Origin of the sequence: Pseudomonas sp. OA65 (assembly GCF_017498305.1) — a bacterium.
In the GTDB taxonomy this organism is placed as follows: Bacteria; Pseudomonadota; Gammaproteobacteria; order Pseudomonadales; family Pseudomonadaceae; genus Aquipseudomonas; species Aquipseudomonas zanjanensis.
This window is the reverse complement of the sequence record NZ_JAGDEZ010000017.1, coordinates 99233-120772: the sequence shown is the minus strand read 5'-3', so window position 1 is coordinate 120772 and position 21540 is coordinate 99233. Positions and strand designations below refer to the sequence as shown.

Here is a 21540-nt window from a genome sequence, read left to right as displayed (position 1 = left end):
CCCGTACGCCTATCTAAAGGATGTTCTCACGCGTTTACCGACGCAGCGGGCGAGTGAAATCGAGCTGCTGCTTCCGCATAAGTGGCAGCCGGTTTAATCACGCAAGATGTGATGCCCGGACGCATACGTTTTATTAACGAAATTCGGTAGAAAAAAAGTGTCCCTAAAACGCCTATTCCGGGACGAAAGAAAACCCACCGAAGTGGGTAGTTCGCCACAAACACGCGTGCTCTGTTGGGCCAAGAGGCTCAGAATCAATCCGCTACACGAGGTTTTTTAAGCGTCCACTCGTCAATCATGTCCGCCCAATCCTGCAACATCGCACGGCGCTGATCCCGGTACTCGGCTTTGTTGTAGACGGCGCGCACACCTTTCTGCTCGTGCGCGAGGCACTTCTCGATCCAGTCGGAGTTGTAGCCCGCCTCATGCAACAGCGTGCTGGCCGTGCGCCGCAGGTCGTGGGGACCGAACTTGCCTAGTGGCACACCTTCCTTTTGAGCAAGGCGATAGGTGAGCGTCAGTACCTGATTGATCGTGGCCGCACTCATTGGTAAATCGGAGTCGTAGCGTGACGGCAGAACGTAGTCTGAACCTCCTGCCAAGGTTTTCAACGCGATGAAGAAATCCAATGCCTGCTGGGACAGAAACACCAAATGAGAGTTACGACGCTTCATCCGCTCTTTGGGAATCGTCCATAGCGCCTCGCTGAAATTGATCTCACTCCACGTCGCGTTGGTCAGTTCGCTCTTGCGTACCATCGTCAGCAAGAGAAGTTTGGCCGCTGCGCGGACCGAAGTAGCGGTACCGATTCTGTCCATGTACTGGTACATCAGCGCGATTTCATCAGGCGTCAACGCACGGTCGCGTGGCTCAAATTTCGCGATGCTGGCAGGCCGTACCAGATCTGCCGGGTTTTCAACCTTCTGACCACGCTCAATGGCCCATCGGAACACCTGCATGACGATCTCACGTGAGTGAACCGCAGTTGCGGGTGCCCCCCGCTCGACTATCGCGTCTGTTAACGTTCGCAGGTCCTCGTGGTTTATTTCCGCCAGCTTCTGGTTGCCAAACTGTGGTTTCAACTCGCGCTCATAGACTGAGCGGCGCATATCTCGTGTCGAGTCCGCCATCTGATAGCCGCGCAGCCATTTTTCAGCCCAATCATCAAAGGTCTCAGCACCCTTCGTGCGCGCCTTCGCACGCGCCTTCTCCTTAGCAGGCGACTTACCTGCGGCGATCATCTTCTTCGCCTCCCCTAGCCGCTCACGTGCCTCTGCCAGGGTGATCCCGCCCATGCCATAACGACCGAAGGTGACGGTCTCCTGCCGGCCATTGATGGAGTAGTTGTAGCGAAAGGAGATTGAGCCGGCCGGTGTAACCGCCACGTACAAGCCATCTCGGTCAATCACCTTGTAGAGCTTGTCTTGGGGTTTGAGATTTCGAAGCTTGGTATCAGTGAGCATGGCTTCCACTATTTCCATGAAAAAATACCATGCGTAGAGAAGCGCAGAAAAACGGCGCCTAACCCCAGTAAAACCGGGCCTTCCGCACTACTTGATACCATGAAGCGCCTAAGCTAATCGACATGGTATTAAGCGCCACACATGGCATTGAAGACAGTTGATACCCCGTACCATGCCACATAAACACCGTGCTTGGCGATGCAGAACACTACCTGAACTTGCCAGACCTAAAAAGCCAAAAGCCCGCAATTACGCGGGCTCCAGGGTATTTCTTGCTAGATTGTGCCGGGCAGTGCCGGACGTAGGATCATTCCCACTCAATCGTCGCCGGCGGCTTGCTCGACACGTCATACGTCACGCGAGAAATGCCTTCGATCTCATTGATGATCCGCCCGGAGACAGTCTCCAGAAGCTCGTACGGCAGGTGAGCCCAGCGAGCGGTCATGAAGTCGATGGTTTCCACGGCGCGCAGGGCGACGACCCAGGCGTAGCGACGGCCATCGCCGACCACGCCCACGGATTTCACCGGTTGGAACACCACGAACGCCTGGCTGACCTTGTGGTACCAGTCGGCCTTGCGCAGTTCTTCGATGAAGATGTGGTCGGCGCGACGCAGCAGGTCGGCGTATTCCTTCTTCACTTCACCAAGGATCCGCACGCCCAGGCCCGGGCCCGGGAATGGGTGGCGGTAGACCATGTCGTACGGCAGGCCCAGTTCCAGGCCGAGGCGACGCACTTCGTCCTTGAACAGTTCGCGCAGCGGCTCGACCAGCTTGAGGTTCATCTCTTCCGGCAAGCCACCGACGTTGTGGTGGGACTTGATCACGTGGGCCTTGCCGCTCTTGGCGCCGGCCGACTCGATCACGTCGGGGTAGATGGTGCCCTGGGCCAGGTACTTGATGTTGTCCAGCTTGCAGGATTCGGCATCGAACACGTCGATGAAGGTGCGGCCGATGATCTTGCGTTTCTTCTCCGGGTCGGACTCGCCGGCCAGGTTGTTCAGGAACTGCTCTTCGGCGTTGGCGCGGATCACCTTGACGCCCATGTTCTCGGCGAACATGGCCATCACTTGCTCGCCTTCGTGCAGGCGCAGCAGGCCGTTGTCGACGAAGACGCAGGTCAGTTGGTCGCCGATGGCCTTGTGCAGCAGCGCGGCAACCACCGAGGAGTCCACACCGCCGGACAGGCCCAGCAGCACGTTGTCGGTGCCGACCTGGGCGCGGACCTGGGCGATGGCGTCTTCAGCGATCTTCGACGGGGTCCACAGGGCTTCGCACCCGCAGATGTCGAGGATGAAGCGCGACAGGATCCGGCCGCCCTGCTTGGTGTGGGTCACTTCAGGGTGGAACTGCACGCCGTAGTAGCGACGATCATCGTTGAACATGCCGGCAATCGGGCAGCTCGGAGTGCTGGCCAGGATGTGGAAGTCTTCCGGCATCTTGGTGACCTTGTCACCGTGGCTCATCCACACGTCGAGGCCGAACAGGCCGTCGGCGTCGACGTGATCCTCGATGCCGTCCAACAGGCGGCTCTTGCCGACCACGTCGACGCGGGCGTAACCGAACTCACGCAGGTCCGAACCTTCGACCTTGCCGCCCAGCTGTTCAGCCATGGTCTGCATGCCGTAGCAGATACCGAAGACCGGCACGCCCAGGTCGAACACGGCTTGCGGGCAGCGCGGGCTGTCGGCTTCGTGCACCGACTCGGGGCCGCCGGCGAGGATGACGCCTTTCGGAGCGAATTCGCGAATCGCTTCGTCATCCATGTCGAACGGATGCAGTTCACAGTACACACCGATTTCACGCACGCGGCGGGCGATCAGTTGGGTGTACTGGGAACCGAAGTCGAGGATCAGGATGCGGTGAGCGTGAATGTCGAGGGCCATGGGAGAAACTCTGAAGAGCAGTTGCAAGCCGCAAGCTGCAAGTTGATCGGGTAATACGCGGTGGCTGCTGCAGCGCAACCACCGCTTGTAACTTATAGCTTGTAGCTCATAGCTGTCTGCGTCAGCCGACCCGATAGTTCGGCGCTTCCTTGGTGATCTGCACGTCGTGGACATGGGACTCGGCCATGCCGGCCCCAGTGATACGCACGAATTCAGGCTTGGTGCGCATCTCTTCGATGTCGGCGCTGCCGGTGTAACCCATGGAAGAACGCAGGCCGCCCATCAGTTGATGGATGATGGCGCTCAGGGTGCCCTTGTACGGCACGCGACCTTCGATGCCTTCCGGCACCAGCTTCTCGGCACCCGCGGAGGAGTCCTGGAAGTAACGATCGGACGAGCCCTGGGCCTGGGACATGGCGCCCAGCGAACCCATGCCGCGATAAGCCTTGTAGCTACGACCCTGGAACAGCTCGATCTCGCCAGGCGCTTCTTCGGTACCGGCGAACATCGAACCCATCATCACGCAATAGGCACCGGCAACGATGGCCTTGGACAGGTCTCCGGAGAAACGGATACCGCCGTCGGCGATCAACGGCACGCCAGTGCCTTCAAGGGCGGCGGCGACGTTGGCGATGGCGCTGATCTGCGGCACGCCGACACCGGCGACGATGCGGGTGGTGCAGATCGAGCCAGGGCCGATACCGACCTTGACGGCATCGGCGCCGGCGTCGGCCAGGGCCTTGGCGGCTGCGCCGGTGGCGATGTTGCCGCCGATCACCTGCACGTCAGGGAAGTTCTGCTTGACCCAGCGAACGCGGTCGATCACGCCTTTGGAGTGACCGTGGGCGGTGTCGACCACCACCACGTCAACGCCGGCATTGACCAGGGCGGCAACACGGTCGCCCGTGTCCTTGCCAGTGCCGACGGCCGCGCCGACGCGCAGACGACCTTGATCGTCCTTGCTGGCCAGCGGGTAGGCCTTGGCTTTTTCGATGTCGTTGACGGTCATCATGCCCTTGAGGGCGAATTTGTCGTCGACGATCAGCACGCGCTCGATGCGGTGCTTGTGCAGCAACTCGCGGACATCGTCCTTGCTGGTGCCTTCCTTGACCGTGACCAGGCGCTCTTTAGGCGTCATCACTTGGCGGACGGTGGCATCCAGGCGGTTCTCGAAACGCACGTCACGGGAGGTGACGATGCCGACCAGGTCGCCATCGTGCAGCACCGGAACGCCGGAGATATTGTGCATGCGGGTCAGTTCGAACAGATCCCGCACCGTGGCGTCAGCCTCGATGGTGATCGGATCCTTGACCACGCCAGCCTCGAACCGCTTGACCTTGCGCACTTCGGCGGCCTGCTGTTCGATGGTCATGTTCTTGTGGATGATACCGATACCGCCTTCCTGGGCCATGGCAATGGCCAGACGGGCTTCGGTCACGGTGTCCATGGCAGCGGAAACCAGGGGGATATTCAGTTCGATGCCACGGGTGAGACGGGTTTTGAGACTGACTTCGTTAGGCAGTACCTCGGAATAACCGGGCACTAGGAGAATGTCGTCGAAGGTCAGAGCTTCTTGGCTGATACGCAGCATCGCGGGGGCTCCCGAGCGGGAAAATGGAAGCGCGCCATTATACTCATGCACCCCGTCTGGCTCAATGTAAAACTCTGTCTATTATTGGCGGGGTGATTGACGGGCTGAAACCACCGCCTTCAACCAAACACAGAGAGTGGGGAAATGGTGGCCCCTGTGGCGAGGGAGCTTGCTCCCGCCCGGTTGCGCAGCGACCGCAAAAATCTTGGGCCGCTCCGCAGCCCAGCGGGAGCAAGCTCCCTCGCCACAGGATCGTGTTTTGTAAGATAGGGGCTGTACTCATCGCGAGCAGGCTCGCTCCCACAGTGTTTTTGCGCTTGGCTTAGAGGGTGCCGAATACTTTTTTCGCCAAACTGGTCGCCGCAGCCGCCGGGTTCTGGCGAATGGTGGCTTCCTGCTTGCCGATCATTTCGAACAACCCGTCCAGCGCCTGTTCGGTCACGTAGTTTTCGATGTTGGCGCTCTTGGCATCCAGCACGCCGAAGGTGGCGGCCTGGCCGGCGAAGGTGTTGTATTGCTGGGCCAGGCCGACCTTGTCGGTGGCTTGCTTGACGATGGGCAGGAACTTGGCGCGAATCTGCTCGCGGCTGCTCTTGTTCAGGTATTGGGTGGCCGAGTCGTTGCCTCCGCTCAAGATGCCCTTGGCATCGCTCACGCTCATGTTTTTCACCGCATCGACGAGGATCGGCTGGGCCTGCACCACGGCGGCTTCGGCCGCCTGGTTCATACTGGTTTCCAGCTGGTCGACCTGCTCACCCATGCCGAAGGCTTTCATCTTGCTGGCGACTTTACCGAGCTTGCCGGGCAATTCGATCTTCACGTCCGGGTTGTTGCTGAAACCGCCTGGCGTGCCCAGTTGCTTGACGGCGATCTGGGCGCCTTGGGTCAGTGCATCCTTGAGACCACCGGTGGCGTCCTTCTGGGACAGATCGCCAAGGGACAGCGCCATGGCGTTGGCGCAGATCAACAGGCCGGCACACAGGCCGGTAAAGCGAAGGGTAGAACGGAGCATGGCAGCTTCCTTGGAGAATTTTGAAAGAAATCAGCGTGCGGCGTTGACGCGGATCTTCAACGGCTGCGGATCCTTGCCATCGAGCTGCACGGTGTGTTGTTCAGTGGTGATGAACATCAACTGGCCGTCCACTTCGATGCGGGCGCTCACGGCATAACGATGGCCGGGCTTGACCTGGGTGGGATCATAACTGAGGTGGAACGGCAGCGGGACCTGGCCTTTGACCGGGCCGCTCTGTTCATCGAGCACCATGGCAGGGGCATCGGCCAGGGAAACGTCCTGCAGGGTCACGCTCAAGGTAGCGTTGGACGGCAGGGCGATGCGTTGCAGATAGAAGACTTCGCCATCAAGGGAAGCGGAGGATGGCGTTGTCGATTGGCAAGCGGACAGTAACGCCATAGAGATAAGCAGAGCAATTTTTTTCATGGTTAATAACCTTTCCCTTTGACGCTCGCGACACGCCAGCGTCAAAGGGAATCTGGAGGATTTTACGTTATAAATCCACCTGAACGTTGCGACTCAGGAACCGAACGTTAACGGCAGAGGCTCTTCGCTCTCTGGTACTGGCGCAAGGGTCAGATTGATATCAACCTCCTGATCGCCGCCGTTCCAGATGAATGCGTGCGTAGTGTTCAGAAAAAGAGGACGAGGGGCATCGATTTGCGCGGTCATCAAAATTTCTGCGCCTTCGGTGTCGAAGTCGCTGTTGATGGCAAAGCTAAAGACCCATGGCATTTTTGGTATTTCGATTCCGCGATAGCCGCCGGAGTAATGCGGTGTTTTGAAAGTGATTAAGCAGTCTCCGCTCTCAGGGAGTTGAAGATCGTCAGGCAAGTGAATAGTCGCTTGGATGGTGTGCAGGCTCATGCTGAATTCCTTTTCAATACGTCGATATTGACGTGGGTTCATCCTAGAACCCCTCTCAAACGATATCTGTAGGTCGTTTCTTCGTTCGACGTCGTCTTAGCCGCTTCGTAACGTCGGAGTACGGATTTTATCAATCCATTAACTGCAACAAACTTTGTTGGCCAACGTTATGTTTCAACCTCTGGTTTCACTGCAACTTCTGCCGCATCTTCACTGCGATGCAACGCCACCTGGCGGATCGACAGGCGAATTTCCGCCGGCAACACCCGCTTGGCCGCGCCTTCGGCCAGTTCCCCCAACAGTTCGTGGTAGCTGAGTTTGCCGGCCTCGTCGCGGCGCAGCACGTCGAGGTCCAGCATCGTTTGGATAAAGTGGCGGAACAGGCTCTTGTCGAAGAATTCCGGCGCATTCAGGCCATGCAGGATCGACAGGCGCTGGGCCATGACGGTGCAGAGGTCTTCCAATTCTTCGGCGCTGACGGTGTTCTGGCCGCTGTTGAGCAGCAGCGAGACGGTCATGTAGAAGCGCTGCAAAGTCTGGGCGATGCTTTTCGACAGCAACGTCAGCAGCACGAAGTGCCGCGAGCTTGGCGCCGGGCGCAGGTACAGGTCATTTTCGAAACGCAGCAGGCCCTGTTCGACGAAGGCTTCGAGCCACTGGTCGACCACGTCGTCCAGTTCTTCCAGCGACCAGCGAATGAACAATTCCGATTGCAGGTACGGGTACAACGCATGGGTGTAGCGCAGGATCTGTTCGCGGCTCATGCGCGAGCTGCTCTGGAAGAAGCTCGCCAGCAACGCCGGCAGGGCGAAGATGTGCAGCACGTTGTTGCGGTAGTAGGTCATCAGCACCGCGTTCTGCTCGTCCAGGTACAGAATCTTGCCCAAGGCATCGCTCTGTTCCGACAGCAGGTCCATGCCTTTGACGTGCTTGATCAGCGCTTGGCCATCGCCTTCGGGCAGGGTGGTGTGGGGTGAGTACGGGACTTTGCGCAACAACGCCAGGTAAAGGTCGAGCACCCGGGCCATGGCGCGATCGTCCAGGGCCAGGCGGCTGGTGGACAGCAGCGCCAGGGCGACGAGGTTGACCGGGTTGATGGCTGCGGCTTCGTTCAGGTGCCGGGCCACGCGTTCGCCGAGGCGGTGAGTGGTCGCGTTGAGCCAGGCCGGTTTGAACTGCGGGCCCAGTTCCTGCTGGCGCCAATCCGGCTGTTCGCCGTCGAGGAATTCCGCCAGCTTGATCGGTTCGCCGAAGTTCACCGCCACCTGGCCGAAGCGTTGCTTGAGGGCGCCGATGACCTTGAAGATGTCGAAGATCGATTCTTTTTTCTTGCTGGCCCCGCGTAGTTCGCCCAGGTAGGTGCGGCCTTCCAGCACCCGTTCATAACCGATGTACACCGGCACGAAGACGATGGGCATGCGTGACGAACGCAGGAAGCTGCGCAGGGTGATGGCGAGCATGCCGGTCTTGGGTTGCAGCATGCGCCCGGTGCGTGAACGACCGCCCTCGACGAAGTATTCCACCGGAAAGCCTTTGGTGAACAGCGTGTGCAGGTATTCGTTGAACACCGCGGTGTAGAGCGGGTTGCCCTTGAAGGTGCGGCGCATGAAAAACGCTCCGCCACGGCGCAGCAGGCCGCCGATCACCGGCATGTTGAGGTTGATGCCCGCGGCGATGTGCGGAGGCGTCAGGCCGTTGCGAAACAGCAGGTACGACAGCAAAAGGTAGTCGATGTGGCTGCGGTGGCACGGCACATAGATGACTTCGTGGCCTTGGGCGACCTTCTGCACGCCTTCGATGTGGTTGACCTTGATGCCGTCGTAGATCTTGTTCCAGAACCAGCTCAGCACCACTTCCAGGAAACGGATCGCGGTGTAGGTGTAGTCCGAGGCGATCTCGTTGCCGTAGCGCAGGGCCTGGGCCTTGGCTTTTTCCGGGGAGATCTTTTCCCGTTCGGCTTCCTCGGCAATCGCCTGCTTGACCAGCGGCTGGTTCAACAGGCCTTTGACCAAGTGGCGTCGGTGGGAGATGTCAGGGCCGATGACTGCGGCTTTCAGATTGCGGAAGTGCACCCGCAGGATCCGCTGGGCCATGCGCACGGTGCGTTCGTGGCCCTTGTCGTGTTCGATCAGTTCGCGCAGGTGGATCGGCGCGGAGAATTGCACGCGGGTCTTGCGCCCCAGGATCATGATGCTCAACAGCCGACGCAGGCGCCCGGTGACGGCCCAACTGTCGGCGAACAACAGTTTCCAAGGGCTGGATTCGCTGTCCGGCGACTGCCCCCAGAACACGCTGACCGGGATGATCTGGGCGTCTTCGGCGGCATTGTGGGTCAGGGCGTCGACCAGCCGCGTCAGGGTCGGCGGCGCACCGCGCTTGTCCTGGCGGCCGATCCAGTCCGGCGCCGGCGTCAGGTAGAAAAACGCCGCCGGCTCCAGCAGGTTGCCCACCGAGACGGGCAGCACCGGACGGGGCAGGCCGGCATTGGTGCATTCGGTGTCGAGCACCGCCAGGTCGGTGAGCGAAGGATCTTGCAGGACGTAGAACACCGGACGACTGCGGTCGAGGTTGAGGGTGAAGGACGACTGGTTGATGGTCTCGGAGCGAACCCAGAGGTACAACAGTCGGCGCAGGGTGCCAAACACTAGACGGCGGAACGGGGAGCGGGTCATACGGCTTCTGCATGAGTGAATGGGATGGGGCGGGCGCCAGTGTGCCGGATTCGCCGAAAATCGGCAAAAAAGCACCGAAGTAAAGTCAGTTGAGAGTTTTTCCGGGTGTCATATACTCGGCCGGTAGCTGCTTCGGCCTCCTGTTATGGATGGCCGGACGGTGACTAAGTTCGTACGGCTTTGCCTTTTGCGGTTGGGCGGGAAAAGCCGACTCTAAAAATAAAAATGGGAGTGAGCATCATGGCAGCACGGGAAACCGGCAGTGTGAAGTGGTTCAACGACGCGAAGGGCTACGGCTTCATCCAGCGTGAAGGCAGCGCGGATGTATTTGTGCACTACCGCGCGATCCGCGGCGAAGGCCACCGTTCACTGACTGAAGGCCAGCAGGTCGAGTACGCGGTGGTGGAAGGGCAGAAGGGCTTGCAGGCTGAGGATGTGGTGGGGTTGTAACCCCCCTCTTGAGGCCATAGTAGATCCCTGTGGGAGCAAAGCTTGCTCGCGATTGTGGTAGATCAGCTTGCATCGATGTTGAATGTACCTCTGCCATCGCGAGCAAGCTTTGCTCCCACAGTGCTCCCACATTTAGGTTCAGGTTGGACCTGAGACTAGGGTCACGCCGTCTTCCAGGTAATTTCTTCTTCCCCATCGGCGCTGATGCGAATCCAGCGGTCCGCCGATTCTTCCCCTTCTTCCTCGACCCACGACCCAGGCGCGCAGCGCACTTCGACGTTCAACGCGGCGAAGGCGGCGCGGGCGCAGGCGATGTCGTCTTCCCATGGGGTCTGGTCGCTTTCCAGGTACAGGCTGTTCCATTTGCCCACGGCCTTGGGCAGCCAGGTCACCGGGATGTTGCCGGCCTTGCACTTGTAGGTCTGGCCTTTCTGCACCCAGTCGCTGCAAGGGCCCAGGGCCTGGCCGAGCCAAGCGGCGATGGCCTTGTGGTCGACGTCGGCGTCCTTGAGGTAAATCTCGATATCGGGTTGGCGCATGGATGTCCTCGCTGCGGTCTTGAAAAATCCATTCGCGGATTTAACTGGCCCCAGGCGATTGCCCGAGGCCTAAAGGTCATTATTGAAGAATGAAATAATCGTAGCGCATCGACACCGTGACTTCGAACGGCTCGGCCTGCTCGATCACGCTGGCACGGCGTTCGGCGCTGGCTCGCCAGCCATGGGGCGTCATCGCCAGCAGGTTGGCGCGGTCCTGGCCATGGGTGAGCACCAGTTTGAATTCGAGGGTTTCGCTATGATCCAGCACCATGCCCGGCGGCACCAGGGCCAGGTGCTTGTCATCGGTGTATTCGCGTACTTCGTCGTACAGGCGCTCGCGCAGTTCCATCAGGTGACCGGCGGTGGGACCGACTTTCATCAGGCCGCCACCAGGGCTAAGCAAACGCTTGGCCTCCTGCCAGTCCAGCGGGCTGAAAACGCTGGCCAGGAACTGGCAACAGCCGTCCGCCAGCGGCACGCGGGCCATGCTGGCGATCAACCAGGTCAGTTGCGGGTTACGCTTGCAAGCCCGTTTGACGGCTTCGCGGGAGATATCCAGGGCGTAGCCATCGGCGTTGGGCAACGCTTCGGCGATCTGCGCGGTGTAGTAGCCTTCACCGCAACCGATGTCGAGCCAGCGCCCGGGCGCGCGTTCGGCGGCCAGCTCGGCCAGACGCCGGGCGACCGGCGCGTAGTGCCCGGCATTGAGGAAGTCGCGGCGCGCTTCGACCATCGCCTGGTTGTCGCCAGGGTCGCGGCTGTTCTTGTGCTGCACCGGCAGCAGGTTCAGGTAACCCTGCCGCGCACGGTCGAACCGATGCCCGGCCGGGCACACCACGCCGTTGTCCACCGCGTTCAGCGGTTCACTGCAGATCGGACAGGCGAGCATCAGGCGAGCAACTTGATCAGCGTCTTGTAGTAGATCTCGGTGAGCACATCGAGATCGGCGGCCAGCACGCGCTCGTTGACCTGGTGGATGGTCGCGTTGACCGGCCCCAGTTCTACCACTTGTGTGCCCATGGTGGCGATGAAACGACCGTCGGACGTGCCGCCGCTGGTGGAGGCTTTGGTCTCGCGCCCGGTGACGTCCTTGATGCTCGACGACACCGCATCCAGCAAGGCACCCGGCTCAGTGAGGAATGGCAGGCCGGACAACGCCCAGTCGATGTGCCAGTCCAGTTGATGCTTGTCGAGGATGTCGGCGACGCGCTGTTGCAGGCCTTCGACGGTGGATTCGGTGGAGAAACGGAAATTGAACACCGCCTCCAGCTCCCCGGGGATCACATTGGTCGCGCCGGTGCCGGAATTGAGGTTGGAGATCTGGAAACTGGTCGGCGGGAAAAAGTCGTTGCCGTGGTCCCAATGCTCGGCGGCCAACTCGGCCAAGGCCGGCGCGGCGAGGTGGATCGGGTTCTTCGCCAGGTGTGGATAAGCCACGTGGCCTTGCTTGCCGCGCACGGTCAGCTTCGCGCCGAGGGAACCGCGCCGGCCATTCTTGACCACATCGCCCACCAGCGTGGTGCTCGACGGCTCGCCGACGATGCACCAGTCCAGTCGTTCCTGACGGGCCTTGAGGCGTTCAATCACGGCTTTGGTGCCGTGGTGGGCCGGGCCTTCTTCATCGCTGGTGATCAGGAAGGTCAGCGAGCCCTTGTGGTCCGGGTAGTCGGCGACGAACCGCTCGGCCGCCACGACCATCGCCGCCAGGCTGCCTTTCATGTCCGCCGCGCCACGACCGCAGAGCATGCCCTGTTCGTCGATGACCGCATCGAACGGATCGAGCTGCCAGGCCTGCACCGGACCGGTCGGCACCACGTCGGTGTGCCCGGCGAAACACAGCACCGGACCGTCATGCTTGCCATGGCTGGCCCAGAAGTTATCCACATCCTCGATGCGCATCGGTTCGAGTTTGAAACCGGCGTCGCCCAGGCGCTGCATCATGATTTTCTGGCAGTCGGCATCCACTGGCGTCACGGACGGACGGCGGATCAGGTCGCAGGCGAGTTGCAGGGTCGGCGAGAGGTCGGCGTGGGCCGTCATGGAAAACTCCGGAAAGCTGGAAAGGAGATCACAGTCCATGTGGGAGCGGGCTTGCTCGCGAAGCTCTTAGCGTCAGTGATGACGCCTTCGCGAGCAAGCCCGCTCCCACAGGTCCTGAGTTCGACCGTTGGATTGTATTCGGTCGAGGCTTACAAAATGGCGGTTATCTTATAGCAAAACGACCACCATGGGCCCCTGGTGCTGGTCGGTTGGAACACAAATCCCACAGAGGTTTTGCTTAAATTGCCGAGACAAAGCCCTATAATGCGCGCCGGTTTTTGGGGTAATGGTCATGAGTACAGAAGATCCACGGTTTGCCGGCATCGCCCGTTTGTATGGCATCGAAGGCCTGGAGCGCCTGCGGGCGGCCCATGTGGCGATTGTCGGCGTTGGCGGTGTCGGTTCCTGGGCGGCGGAAGCCATTGCCCGTTGCGGCGTGGGCGAGATTTCGCTGTTCGACCTGGACGATGTCTGCGTCAGTAACGCCAACCGTCAGTTGCACGCCCTGGACAGCACCGTCGGCAAGCCCAAGGTCGAGGTCATGGCCGAGCGGCTGCGCGGGATCAACCCTGATTGCACGGTGCACGCGGTGGCCGACTTCGTCACCCGCGACACCATGGCCGAGTACATCACGCCGAACATCGACTGCGTGATCGACTGCATCGACAGCGTCAACGCCAAGGCTGCGCTGATCGCCTGGTGCAAGCGCCGCAAGATCCAGATCATCACCACCGGCGGCGCGGGCGGGCAGATCGACCCGACGCTGATTCAGGTCTGCGACTTGAACCGTACGTTCAACGATCCCCTGGCGTCGAAAGTGCGTTCCACGCTGCGCCGGGACTACGGCTTCTCCCGCACCGTGACCCGCCACTACAGCGTGCCCTGCGTGTTCTCCACCGAACAACTGCGCTACCCGAAGCCGGACGGCAGCATTTGCTTGCAGAAAAGTTTTGTCGGCGACGGCGTCAAGCTCGACTGCGCGGGTGGGTTTGGCGCGGTGATGATGGTCACGGCGACGTTCGGCATGGTCGCGGCGACCAAGGCTGTGGATAAGATCGTGGCGGGTGTGCGACGGCCGGCGGACAGGACCAAGCCCGGGCAGTAATGCAACGCTGCTCACTAAGGGAGTGGTGAACCTGTGGCGAGGGAGCTTGCTCCCGCTGGACTGCGCAGCAGTCCCCATTTTCATGAGCGCTTCGCACTCAAGCGGGAGCAAGCTCCCTCGCCACAGTTATTGCGTCAATTCGCGCATCCGCTTCAACACTGCATTCAAGCCATTGCTGCGCGACGGCGACAGCTGTCGCGACAATCCCAACTGATTGAACCAATCCGGCAAATCCACCTGCCGCAATTCTTCAGCGGACAAGCCGTTGACCCGCGCCAACAGTAGCGCTACCAACCCACGGATCAACCGCGCATCGCTGCTGGCAGAGAACTGCCAGTGCCCGTCGTGCAAGTGACCCACCAACCACACCTGACTTTCACAACCGTGGACCAGGTTAGCGTCGCATTTGTCCGCATCGCTCAACGGCGGCAAACGTTCGCCCCATTGCATCAACAGCCGGGCTCGTTGTTCCCAGCCGGAGGCGTCCTGGAAAATCTGCAGCGCGGCGGCGGCTTCGGCGGGCAGGTTCATCGGAGCATCTCCAGGGCTTGGTCCAGGGCTTCGAAGAAACGTTCGAGATCGGCGGAGTCGTTGTACAGCGCCAGCGACACCCGAATCGCCCCGGACAGCTTCAAATGCTTGAACAGCGGCATTGCGCAGTGATGCCCGGCGCGCACGGCGATGCCTTGCTCGGTCAGCAGGTGCGCCAGGTCGGCGTTGTGGATGCCTTCGACCACGAAGCTGACCAGGGCCAGGCGCGGGTTGCCCACCAGGCGCACGCCGTTGCGGGCCAACAGGCCGCTAATCAAATAGTCGTGCAACGCTGTTTCATGGTCGATGACCGCTTGCCCGTCGAGACCGGATAGGTAGTCGAGTGTCGCCCCCAGGCCAATCACGCTGGCGATGGGCGGAGTGCCGGCCTCGAAACCCAGCGGCGCCGGGCGGAAGGTGGCGCTGTGGTAATCGGCTTGCTGGACCATTTCGCCGCCAAATTGCCAGTGACGCAGTTTGCTGAGCGCTTCGGTACGACCGAACAACGCCCCCAGGCCTTCGGGGCCGTACAGCTTGTGACTGGAAAATACATAGAAATCGCAGCCCAGTGCCTCCACATCGTGGCGGCCATGGACGACACCCTGGGCGCCATCGATCACCGTCAGCGCATCTTGCGCCTTGGCCATCGCCAGCAATGCCGGCAATGGCTGCCAGGTGCCGAGGACGTTGGATAACTGGCTCACGGCCAACAAGCGCGTGCGCGGCCCGATCAGCTCGGCGGCGGCATTGGTATCGATCATCCCATCGGCATCCAGCGGCAGCACTACGAGCTTCAACGCGCGACGCTCGGCCAGTTGCTGCCAAGGCAACAGGTTGGCGTGATGTTCCAGGGCGCTGACAACAATCTCATCGTCAGGGTTGAACAGATGTTCCAGTCCGTAGGCGAGCAGGTTCAACGCCGAAGTGGCGCCGTGGGTGAAAACGATCTGTCCGCAGTCCCTCGCGTTGAGCCATTGCGAAACCTTGAGGCGACTGTCTTCGAATGCCTGGGTGGCCAGCGCTCCGGGCAAATGTTGCGCCCGGTGCACGTTGGCCGCGCCGTTGGCGTAATAGTGCGTCAGGGCGTCCAGCAGAGCTTGGGGTTTTTGCGTGGTGGCGGCGCTGTCCAGGTAAGTCTGGCCTTGCCGTTGCAGGGCGGCGATGGCCGGGAAGTCGGCGCGCCAAGGGGATTGGATCAACATGCTTTCGGGCCCTGCTGGAGTTACGCCGGACCCTGTGGGTGCGGGCTTTTTTTGTTGGGAGCAAAGCTTGCTCCCACCAAAAAGCTCGCCCCCACAGGTGAGGGTGTGCAGCTTAGTTGTGAGCGTGCAGTGCTTCGTTCAGCTCGATGGCCGACTTGTGCGTCTTGCATTCCACCGCGCCGGTCTCGGAGTTACGACGGAACAACAGGTCGGGTTGGCCGGCCAGGTCGCGGGCCTTGACCACTTTGACCAGTTGGTTGTTTTCGTCCAGCAGCTTCACTTTGGTACCGGCGGTCACGTACAGGCCCGACTCCACGGTGTTGCGGTCGCCCAGCGGGATGCCGATGCCGGCGTTGGCGCCGATCAGGCAGCCTTCGCCCACCTTGATCACGATGTTGCCGCCGCCCGACAGGGTGCCCATGGTCGAGCAACCGCCGCCCAGGTCCGAGCCCTTGCCGACGAACACGCCCGCCGAGACACGGCCTTCGATCATGCCCGGACCTTCGGTGCCGGCGTTGAAGTTGACGAAACCTTCATGCATGACCGTGGTGCCTTCGCCCACGTAGGCGCCCAGGCGCAGACGCGCGGCATCGGCGATGCGCACGCCGGCCGGGACCACGTAGTCGGTCATTTTCGGGAACTTGTCCACCGAGAACACTTCCAGCAGCTCGCCACGCAGGCGGGCTTCGAGCTGGTGTTCGGCCAGTTCGGCCAGGTCGATCGCACCCTGGCTGGTCCAGGCCACGTTCGGCAGCAGTGGGAAAATGCCGGCCAGGTTCAGGCCGTGGGGCTTGACCAGGCGATGGGACAACAGGTGCAGCTTGAGGTAGGCCTCAGGCGTGGAGCTCAGTTGGGCATCTTCGGCCAGCAGGGTGGCGACCAGTGGCTTGTGGCTTTCGGCCAGGCGGGTCAGCAGCTTGGCTTGCGCGGCATCGACGTTGCGCAGTGCCTCAGCCAACTGCGAAGCCTGGGCGGTGCTGAACGTGATGGCCTGGTTGCCTTCGCTGTAGCCCAGGATCGGCGCGATAGCGGCAACAATCTCGGTCGACGGCTTGAGCATCGGCTGTGCGTAGAACACCTCCAGCCAAGCGCCTTCACGGTTTTGAGTGCCGACGCCGAAGGCCAGGCTGAACAGGGTAGTGGACATGAAATTACCTCTACAAAATGGACTGGGCAGGCTTACTTGATCTCTGCCGCATAAATATCTGGCTTGAAGCCAATCAGGGTTCGGTCACCGAGATCAAGCACCGGACGCTTGATCATCGAGGGTTGGGCGAGCATCAGTTCGATGGCTTTCGTCTGGTCGAGATCGGCTTTGCGTTCGTCGTCGAGTTTGCGAAAGGTCGTACCGGCACGGTTCAACACCACTTGCCAGCCATGCTCGTTGCACCATTGGGTCAGGTGCTCACGGTCGATGCCGGCGGTCTTGTAGTCATGAAAATCGTAATGCACAGCGTGATCATCGAGCCAGGTGCGCGCCTTTTTCATCGTGTCACAGGCTTTGATGCCGAAAAGGTGCAACGTTTTGCTTGAATCGGTCAAGGAACTGCCCCCTTTGCAGGTGCTGGAAATAAAAGGTGAAGGATTATGCCATGACCGGACGGTTTCGCGGCGGCCCAGATCGGCATGCACTCAAACCTGTAGAGCGAGCCCTGTGGGTGAGCCTGTGGGAGCAAAGCTTGCTCGCGATACAGACGACACGGTTCAACGGCAAGACTGCGCCATCGCTCATCGCGAGCAAGCTTTGCTCCCACAGGCTCATTGCACAGGGCGGCCTGCGACATAGGTGTAACGGCCAGGCTGATCTTAGGCGGTTAATATGGCACTTCAACGGCAAGCTGTTGCCGGATGTGTGTCGCCGCAAGTGGAAACCGTCATGCAAAGCGCTTATACCGTCCTGATCCTATTGACGCTGGTGGGCCTGTCGCGCCTGATCGGACGGTTGATCCCATTGCCGCTGCCTCTGGTGCAAATCGGCGCCGGTGCCTTGCTGGCCTGGCCGTCCCTGGGCCTGCATGTGGCCCTTGATCCTGAGTTGTTCCTGTTTCTCTTCCTGCCACCGCTGCTGTTCTCCGACGGTTGGCGCATGCCCAAGCGCGAGTTGTGGCGCCTGCGCGGGCCGATCCTGACGCTGGCGGTGGGGTTGGTGCTGTTTACGGTAGTTGGGGCGGGGTATTTCATTCATTGGCTCTTGCCGAGTATCCCCTTGCCGGTGGCCTTTGCGCTGGCAGCAGTGTTGTCGCCAACCGACGCGGTGGCAGTGTCGGCGATTGCCCGAGAGCGCCTGCCCACACCGTTGATGCACATGCTCCAGGGCGAGGCGCTGATGAACGATGCGTCGGGCCTGGTGACCTTCAAGTTCGCCTTGGCAGCGGCGATCACCGGCGTGTTTTCCCTGGCGGGTGCAAGCCTGACCTTCGTTCTGGTGGCGGTCGGCGGCTTGTTGGTGGGCGTGGCCCTGAGTTGGCTGGTGGGCCGCTTGCGGGCTTGGATGATCGCCCGGGGCTGGGACGATCCGGCCACCCACGTGGTGTTCATGTTGTTGCTGCCGTTTGCCGCCTATGTGCTGGCCGAACGCTTGGGCGCCTCGGGCATTCTCTCGGCGGTGGCGGCGGGGATGATGCAGAGCTGGCTCGATCTGCTGCCGCGCCAGACCGGCACGCGGCTGCTCAATCGCAGCGTTTGGTCACTGCTGGAGTTCGCCTTCAATGGCTTGATCTTTCTGCTGCTGGGCCTGCAATTGCCGGACATCATCAAGGCGGTGACCAGCCATGAGCCGACGTTGTGGCCAACCCTGTTCTACCGCTGCCTGGAGGTGGTGGCGATTTTCCTGGTGTTGCTGGTGCTGCGGTTTGTCTGGGTGCAAAGTATCTGGCGCGTGTCCGGGCTGCTGCGGCGCTGGCGCGGCAAGGGCGAGTTGACCCTGGTGCCGACCGCGCGTTCGTGCTGGCTGCTGACCTTTGGCGGCGTGCGTGGGGCGGTGACACTGGCGGGCGTGTTGTCGGTGCCGTTGTTGTTGAGCGCCGGTGTTGAATTCCCGGAGCGCGACTTGCTGATCTTCATCGCTGCCGGGGTGATCCTGTTGTCGCTGATCGCGGCCTGCATCGCCCTGCCGATGCTGCTGCGTGGCATCGAGAAAAGCCCCGACGACAAGCGCCGAAACGAAGTGCGCGAGGCCTGGCGCAAAACCGCTGAAGCGGCGATTCATGCGTTGGAAGTTGAAGAGCCAAGCGTTGCGCCGGACGCGGCCAAGGCTGCGCTGGCGACGGAGGTCAAGGCGCGGTTGATGTCCGAGTATCGCCATCAACTGGCGGTGTACAACGATTCCGCCGAAGCCCAGGCGCAGGCGTTCGAGATGGACTTGCTGGAACGCCGGCTGCGTTTGAAGGCCTATCGGGCGCAGCGACTGGAGCTGTATCGGCTTAGCCGGCATCACCAGATTGGCGACGATGTGTTGCGGGAGGTGCTGGGGGAGTTGGATTTGGCGGAGGCGAATTTGGGGTTGGGTAAGTAGCAGCCATGGCGCAAAGCTACGTGTGGCGAGGGGATTTAGCAAAATGTCGCACCGCCCCGCTGGGCTGCGATACAGGTGTAACGGCCAGGTTAAATGCTGAGCAGTAAATACGGCACTTCAACGGCCAGCTGTTACTGGATGTGTGTGGCTACTCTTGGAAACTGTAATGCAAAGAGTTTGTCCGTCCTGATCATAGTGGTCTCAGGACGCAAAGCTGCTTGGCACCTAGCTAATGGCGGTGGGGGATTCGTCCCGTTGCTTCAAGGCAATTAGACAATGAAAATGGGACCATCACCCCACAAAACAGCCAATGAATGAAGGTCATTTCGCGCCGGCGACAGCGCCGTATAAGGTCAGTCAGTGGGCAGAGGGAGATACCATGAGACCAGATCGGCTAGACCTCATCGATAAACAAACGAGATTGATACTGGCTGTGAAGCGAGACCGGTCGGCTAGATGGTGCCTCAGGTTGTGGAGTCGCTTCATCAAGGCTAGAGACGGCTTTCAATGCATCGTATGCGCCTCAAATGATCGTGTTCAGGCTCACCACATTTTTCGTAGATCGGTGTATCCGTACGGCTGGTTTCAACCGGGCAACGGCATCACGCTTTGCTATGAGTGTCATGAGCGGCAGCACTCTGCATTCAATGGTCGGCCAAATATGAGCCTTCCAATGGATGCGGAAGGTGGTGATAACCTGGAAGACTCGCTCGCTTATTTCGATTGCCTGATTAGGTCTGCGAACGCTCAAGGTCTTGATCACGACGAGTTCTATTACATTGACGATCAGATGCTGTTTTTTTTCATGCGTCTGCAACAGTGCGAGCACATGCGCAAATTTGTGAGGTGCGGAAAATACAGTCGGTTGAGAATCGCCCATGAGATTTGGCGAACGTCGCCACCGAGAATTCTAACGGCGCTCATACGGGCCAATCTTTGATATTCCAAGAGTCCAATCTGGGTACTTCTCCGGGGGCAGCTCGGAGGCTGCTGAAGCTCAATCGCCTAGTTTATGTAGGGTCAAGCTCTGCCCGAGGAAGGATCCAGCGATGGACTACAAGCTCAGCGATGAGGCGTGGGGCTTGGTCGGGAGTCAGTCGAGACTCGTGGAGGGTGTGCTTGAGGCTGCCAAAAAGCATGTATAAATTTTCAGTATTCGAGCTCGGTCTTTTGCCCTGAACCGGATACAATGACGTCCGTTAGGAGACTATTTCCATGCATGATATTGACGCCGTTGACCTTTTTTGTGGAGCGGGAGGACTGACCGCGGGTCTGCTCAAGACTGGTATCAGCGTACGCGCTGGCTACGACATTGATCTCAACTGCGAGTTTGCCTACAAAACGAATAATGGCGCCGAATTCGTCGCGGAAAGTGTGGACCTCGCTGAGGTGAAGGATGTTGCCTCTTGGTATCGCCCAAGCCGAATCAAGCTCCTGGCAGGCTGCGCTCCTTGTCAACCTTTCTCGACTTACAATCAAGGTCGAGATACCAGCACTGATCGCAAATGGCCGCTTTTGTACTCCTTCGAAAAGCTCATCAAGGGCATCAAGCCCGAGCTGGTTACCATGGAAAACGTGCCTGACGTGACCAAACACAAGGTCTATCTAGATTTTGTAAAAGGATTGCAGGATGAGGGCTACCATATTTGGGCAGGCACGATCCATTGTGTGGATTATGGCCTCCCGCAGCAGCGCCGCCGCCATGTGTTGCTGGCTTCGAAGCTTGGCCCTATTGCAATGATTCCGAAGACCCATGCTGGCAAGCCTGTGACGGTTGAAGAAGCGATCGGCCATCTTCCCAAACTTGCTGCGGGAGAATGCGATCCTGGTGATCCGCTGCACCGGGCAGCGACTCTGACACCAACGAACCTTGAGCGCATCAAGCGCTCAAGACCAGGCGGCACTTGGAAAGATTGGCCTGAGTGGCTGCGCGCAGCTTGCCATCGTAAGGCATCCGGCAAGACCTATCCGAGCGTTTATGGTCGGATGCGTCATGATGAGCCGGGACCGACCATGACCACACTGTGCTATGGATTCGGTAACGGTCGCTTTGGCCACTACGACACGGAACAGCACCGGGCAATCTCTCTTCGAGAGGCTGCCACATTGCAGTCCTTTCCTGAGACTTATCAGTTCATGCCGCCTGAGCAAATTACCTTCAAAGCGGTTGGGCGAATGATCGGAAACGCCGTTCCTGTTCGGCTGGGGGAAATTATTGGTCTCAGTATCCAGCGCCATCTTGAGGAGCTGGACTCGGCGGAGAAAGCAGGGAGAAATCTCCCCTAAGCCGTTTTTCAAGAGCACTTTGGTCCCTCGCTTCACATTCCCACACCACCAGAACTCGCCAGCCCAGCGCCTCAAGTTGGGCGGTTTTTCTAGCATCTCTTTCTACGTTGGCATCGAATTTGGGTAGCCAGTAGTCCTGTCGTGTTTTCGGTGTCGTCGCATACCTGCAATTGGAGTGACGGTGCCAGAAACAACCATGCACGAAGAGATTGCGGTCCTGTGTTTAGCAAGGACTACATCTGGGCTTCCAGGAAGTGATTTTTGGTGCAGCCGGAAACGAAATCCCATCCTATGAAGTAATTGCCTAACCTTCATTTCGGGGCGAGTATGCATGCGCCCTACCGACTTCATGATCTTCGAGCGAATGCATTGAGAGTTTATTT

Annotated in this window: 20 protein-coding genes and 1 pseudogene; 5 read left to right on the top strand and 16 right to left on the bottom strand. The window is 60.0% G+C overall.

Going from position 1 to position 21540, the window contains the following annotated elements; all coding sequences use genetic code 11:
• Positions 1 to 97: transposase domain-containing protein (locus J3361_RS16595; protein WP_156422410.1), on the top strand; the 97-nt coding region annotated here is incomplete at its 5' end.
• 157 nt (positions 98 to 254) lie between these two features.
• Here J3361_RS16595 and J3361_RS16590 read toward each other — a convergent pair.
• The 7 genes from J3361_RS16590 to plsB form a co-directional block, all read right to left on the bottom strand.
• Positions 255 to 1463, bottom strand: coding sequence for a site-specific integrase (locus J3361_RS16590; protein ID WP_207965480.1), 1209 nt, complete (start codon positions 1461 to 1463; stop codon positions 255 to 257).
• Positions 1464 to 1770: 307 nt separating this feature from the next.
• Entirely contained in the window at positions 1771 to 3348 is a 1578-nt protein-coding gene (guaA, locus tag J3361_RS16585; RefSeq protein WP_045155136.1) for a glutamine-hydrolyzing GMP synthase, read from the bottom strand.
• Between the two features lie 121 nt (positions 3349 to 3469).
• Entirely contained in the window at positions 3470 to 4939 is a 1470-nt protein-coding gene (gene guaB, locus J3361_RS16580; RefSeq protein ID WP_003185102.1) for an IMP dehydrogenase, read from the bottom strand.
• 322 nt (positions 4940 to 5261) lie between these two features.
• Positions 5262 to 5951: a DUF4197 domain-containing protein gene (locus J3361_RS16575; protein WP_207965476.1), complete on the bottom strand. Its 690-nt coding sequence runs from the start codon at positions 5949 to 5951 to the stop codon at positions 5262 to 5264.
• A gap of 30 nt (positions 5952 to 5981) precedes the next feature.
• A complete protein-coding gene (locus J3361_RS16570; RefSeq protein WP_207965475.1) occupies positions 5982 to 6377 on the bottom strand; it encodes a YbaY family lipoprotein in 396 nt (131 codons plus the stop codon).
• Positions 6378 to 6470: 93 nt separating this feature from the next.
• Entirely contained in the window at positions 6471 to 6818 is a 348-nt protein-coding gene (locus tag J3361_RS16565; RefSeq protein ID WP_207965474.1) for a hypothetical protein, read from the bottom strand.
• Between the two features lie 167 nt (positions 6819 to 6985).
• On the bottom strand, positions 6986 to 9490 hold the full coding sequence (gene plsB, locus J3361_RS16560; RefSeq protein WP_207965473.1) for a glycerol-3-phosphate 1-O-acyltransferase PlsB: 2505 nt from the start codon (positions 9488 to 9490) through the stop codon (positions 6986 to 6988).
• A gap of 240 nt (positions 9491 to 9730) precedes the next feature.
• Here plsB and J3361_RS16555 point away from each other — a divergent pair, with 240 nt between their 5' ends.
• The gene (locus J3361_RS16555; RefSeq protein WP_207965472.1) at positions 9731 to 9940 is read left to right on the top strand and encodes a cold-shock protein; all 210 of its coding nucleotides are present in this window, start codon (positions 9731 to 9733) and stop codon (positions 9938 to 9940) included.
• 161 nt (positions 9941 to 10101) lie between these two features.
• On the opposite strand, the gene J3361_RS16550 is transcribed toward J3361_RS16555, so the two are convergent.
• From J3361_RS16550 to dapE, 3 genes are all read right to left on the bottom strand, one after another.
• On the bottom strand, positions 10102 to 10479 hold the full coding sequence (locus J3361_RS16550; RefSeq protein WP_003198200.1) for a hypothetical protein: 378 nt from the start codon (positions 10477 to 10479) through the stop codon (positions 10102 to 10104).
• 79 nt (positions 10480 to 10558) lie between these two features.
• Positions 10559 to 11368, bottom strand: a complete 810-nt coding sequence (locus J3361_RS16545; RefSeq protein ID WP_207965471.1) for a putative RNA methyltransferase — start codon at positions 11366 to 11368, stop codon at positions 10559 to 10561.
• The gene (dapE, locus tag J3361_RS16540; protein WP_207965470.1) at positions 11368 to 12519 is read right to left on the bottom strand and encodes a succinyl-diaminopimelate desuccinylase; all 1152 of its coding nucleotides are present in this window, start codon (positions 12517 to 12519) and stop codon (positions 11368 to 11370) included. The genes J3361_RS16545 and dapE overlap by 1 nt, the downstream gene beginning before the upstream one ends.
• A gap of 286 nt (positions 12520 to 12805) precedes the next feature.
• Here dapE and tcdA point away from each other — a divergent pair, with 286 nt between their 5' ends.
• A complete protein-coding gene (tcdA, locus tag J3361_RS16535; protein ID WP_198796337.1) occupies positions 12806 to 13624 on the top strand; it encodes a tRNA cyclic N6-threonylcarbamoyladenosine(37) synthase TcdA in 819 nt (272 codons plus the stop codon).
• Between the two features lie 126 nt (positions 13625 to 13750).
• Here the strand turns inward: tcdA and J3361_RS16530 are convergent, their stop codons facing one another.
• The 4 genes from J3361_RS16530 to J3361_RS16515 all read right to left on the bottom strand — a co-directional run bounded on the left by J3361_RS16530 (position 13751) and on the right by J3361_RS16515 (position 16899).
• Entirely contained in the window at positions 13751 to 14155 is a 405-nt protein-coding gene (locus J3361_RS16530) for a SufE family protein (RefSeq protein ID WP_207965469.1), read from the bottom strand.
• Positions 14152 to 15357, bottom strand: a complete 1206-nt coding sequence (locus J3361_RS16525) for a cysteine desulfurase (RefSeq protein ID WP_207965468.1) — start codon at positions 15355 to 15357, stop codon at positions 14152 to 14154. The genes J3361_RS16530 and J3361_RS16525 overlap by 4 nt, the downstream gene beginning before the upstream one ends.
• Positions 15358 to 15469: 112 nt before the next feature.
• The gene (gene dapD, locus J3361_RS16520; RefSeq protein ID WP_207965467.1) at positions 15470 to 16504 is read right to left on the bottom strand and encodes a 2,3,4,5-tetrahydropyridine-2,6-dicarboxylate N-succinyltransferase; all 1035 of its coding nucleotides are present in this window, start codon (positions 16502 to 16504) and stop codon (positions 15470 to 15472) included.
• A 32-nt stretch (positions 16505 to 16536) separates the two neighbouring features.
• Complete coding sequence (locus J3361_RS16515) at positions 16537 to 16899, bottom strand: ArsC family reductase (protein ID WP_053119206.1); 363 nt, start codon at positions 16897 to 16899, stop codon at positions 16537 to 16539.
• 334 nt (positions 16900 to 17233) lie between these two features.
• On the opposite strand from J3361_RS16515, the gene J3361_RS16510 reads away from it, so the two are divergent.
• Complete coding sequence (locus J3361_RS16510; RefSeq protein ID WP_207965466.1) at positions 17234 to 18871, top strand: Na+/H+ antiporter; 1638 nt, start codon at positions 17234 to 17236, stop codon at positions 18869 to 18871.
• A gap of 523 nt (positions 18872 to 19394) precedes the next feature.
• On the opposite strand, the gene J3361_RS16505 is transcribed toward J3361_RS16510, so the two are convergent.
• Positions 19395 to 19751: a hypothetical protein gene (locus J3361_RS16505; RefSeq protein ID WP_207965465.1), complete on the bottom strand. Its 357-nt coding sequence runs from the start codon at positions 19749 to 19751 to the stop codon at positions 19395 to 19397.
• 335 nt (positions 19752 to 20086) lie between these two features.
• Between J3361_RS16505 and J3361_RS16500 the strand changes: the two genes are divergently transcribed.
• Positions 20087 to 21157 carry a DNA cytosine methyltransferase gene (locus tag J3361_RS16500; protein ID WP_207965464.1) on the top strand — a complete coding sequence of 357 codons (1071 nt, stop codon included), beginning with the start codon at positions 20087 to 20089 and terminating at the stop codon, positions 21155 to 21157.
• Here the strand turns inward: J3361_RS16500 and vsr are convergent.
• Positions 21093 to 21508, bottom strand: a pseudogene (gene vsr, locus J3361_RS16495) (DNA mismatch endonuclease Vsr). The gene J3361_RS16500 and the pseudogene vsr overlap by 65 nt on opposite strands.
• Between the last annotated feature and the right edge of the window lie 32 nt (positions 21509 to 21540).

What these genes read in the sequence shown, in the direction of transcription:
- J3361_RS16500 (WP_207965464.1), top strand. Translation starts at nt 20,087, where the DNA reads ATGCATGATATTGACGCCGTTGACCTTTTTTGTGGAGCGGGAGGACTG.
- tcdA (WP_198796337.1), top strand. Translation starts at nt 12,806, where the DNA reads ATGGTCATGAGTACAGAAGATCCACGGTTTGCCGGCATCGCCCGTTTG.
- guaB (WP_003185102.1), bottom strand. Translation starts at nt 4,939, where the DNA reads ATGCTGCGTATCAGCCAAGAAGCTCTGACCTTCGACGACATTCTCCTA.
- J3361_RS16555 (WP_207965472.1), top strand. Translation starts at nt 9,731, where the DNA reads ATGGCAGCACGGGAAACCGGCAGTGTGAAGTGGTTCAACGACGCGAAG.
- dapD (WP_207965467.1), bottom strand. Translation starts at nt 16,504, where the DNA reads ATGTCCACTACCCTGTTCAGCCTGGCCTTCGGCGTCGGCACTCAAAAC.
- plsB (WP_207965473.1), bottom strand. Translation starts at nt 9,490, where the DNA reads ATGACCCGCTCCCCGTTCCGCCGTCTAGTGTTTGGCACCCTGCGCCGA.
- J3361_RS16510 (WP_207965466.1), top strand. Translation starts at nt 17,234, where the DNA reads ATGCAAAGCGCTTATACCGTCCTGATCCTATTGACGCTGGTGGGCCTG.
- J3361_RS16590 (WP_207965480.1), bottom strand. Translation starts at nt 1,463, where the DNA reads ATGCTCACTGATACCAAGCTTCGAAATCTCAAACCCCAAGACAAGCTC.
- J3361_RS16575 (WP_207965476.1), bottom strand. Translation starts at nt 5,951, where the DNA reads ATGCTCCGTTCTACCCTTCGCTTTACCGGCCTGTGTGCCGGCCTGTTG.
- J3361_RS16530 (WP_207965469.1), bottom strand. Translation starts at nt 14,155, where the DNA reads ATGAACCTGCCCGCCGAAGCCGCCGCCGCGCTGCAGATTTTCCAGGAC.
- J3361_RS16550 (WP_003198200.1), bottom strand. Translation starts at nt 10,479, where the DNA reads ATGCGCCAACCCGATATCGAGATTTACCTCAAGGACGCCGACGTCGAC.
- J3361_RS16525 (WP_207965468.1), bottom strand. Translation starts at nt 15,357, where the DNA reads ATGTTGATCCAATCCCCTTGGCGCGCCGACTTCCCGGCCATCGCCGCC.
- J3361_RS16505 (WP_207965465.1), bottom strand. Translation starts at nt 19,751, where the DNA reads ATGGGCGATTCTCAACCGACTGTATTTTCCGCACCTCACAAATTTGCG.
- J3361_RS16565 (WP_207965474.1), bottom strand. Translation starts at nt 6,818, where the DNA reads ATGAGCCTGCACACCATCCAAGCGACTATTCACTTGCCTGACGATCTT.
- guaA (WP_045155136.1), bottom strand. Translation starts at nt 3,348, where the DNA reads ATGGCCCTCGACATTCACGCTCACCGCATCCTGATCCTCGACTTCGGT.
- dapE (WP_207965470.1), bottom strand. Translation starts at nt 12,519, where the DNA reads ATGACGGCCCACGCCGACCTCTCGCCGACCCTGCAACTCGCCTGCGAC.
- J3361_RS16570 (WP_207965475.1), bottom strand. Translation starts at nt 6,377, where the DNA reads ATGAAAAAAATTGCTCTGCTTATCTCTATGGCGTTACTGTCCGCTTGC.
- J3361_RS16545 (WP_207965471.1), bottom strand. Translation starts at nt 11,368, where the DNA reads ATGCTCGCCTGTCCGATCTGCAGTGAACCGCTGAACGCGGTGGACAAC.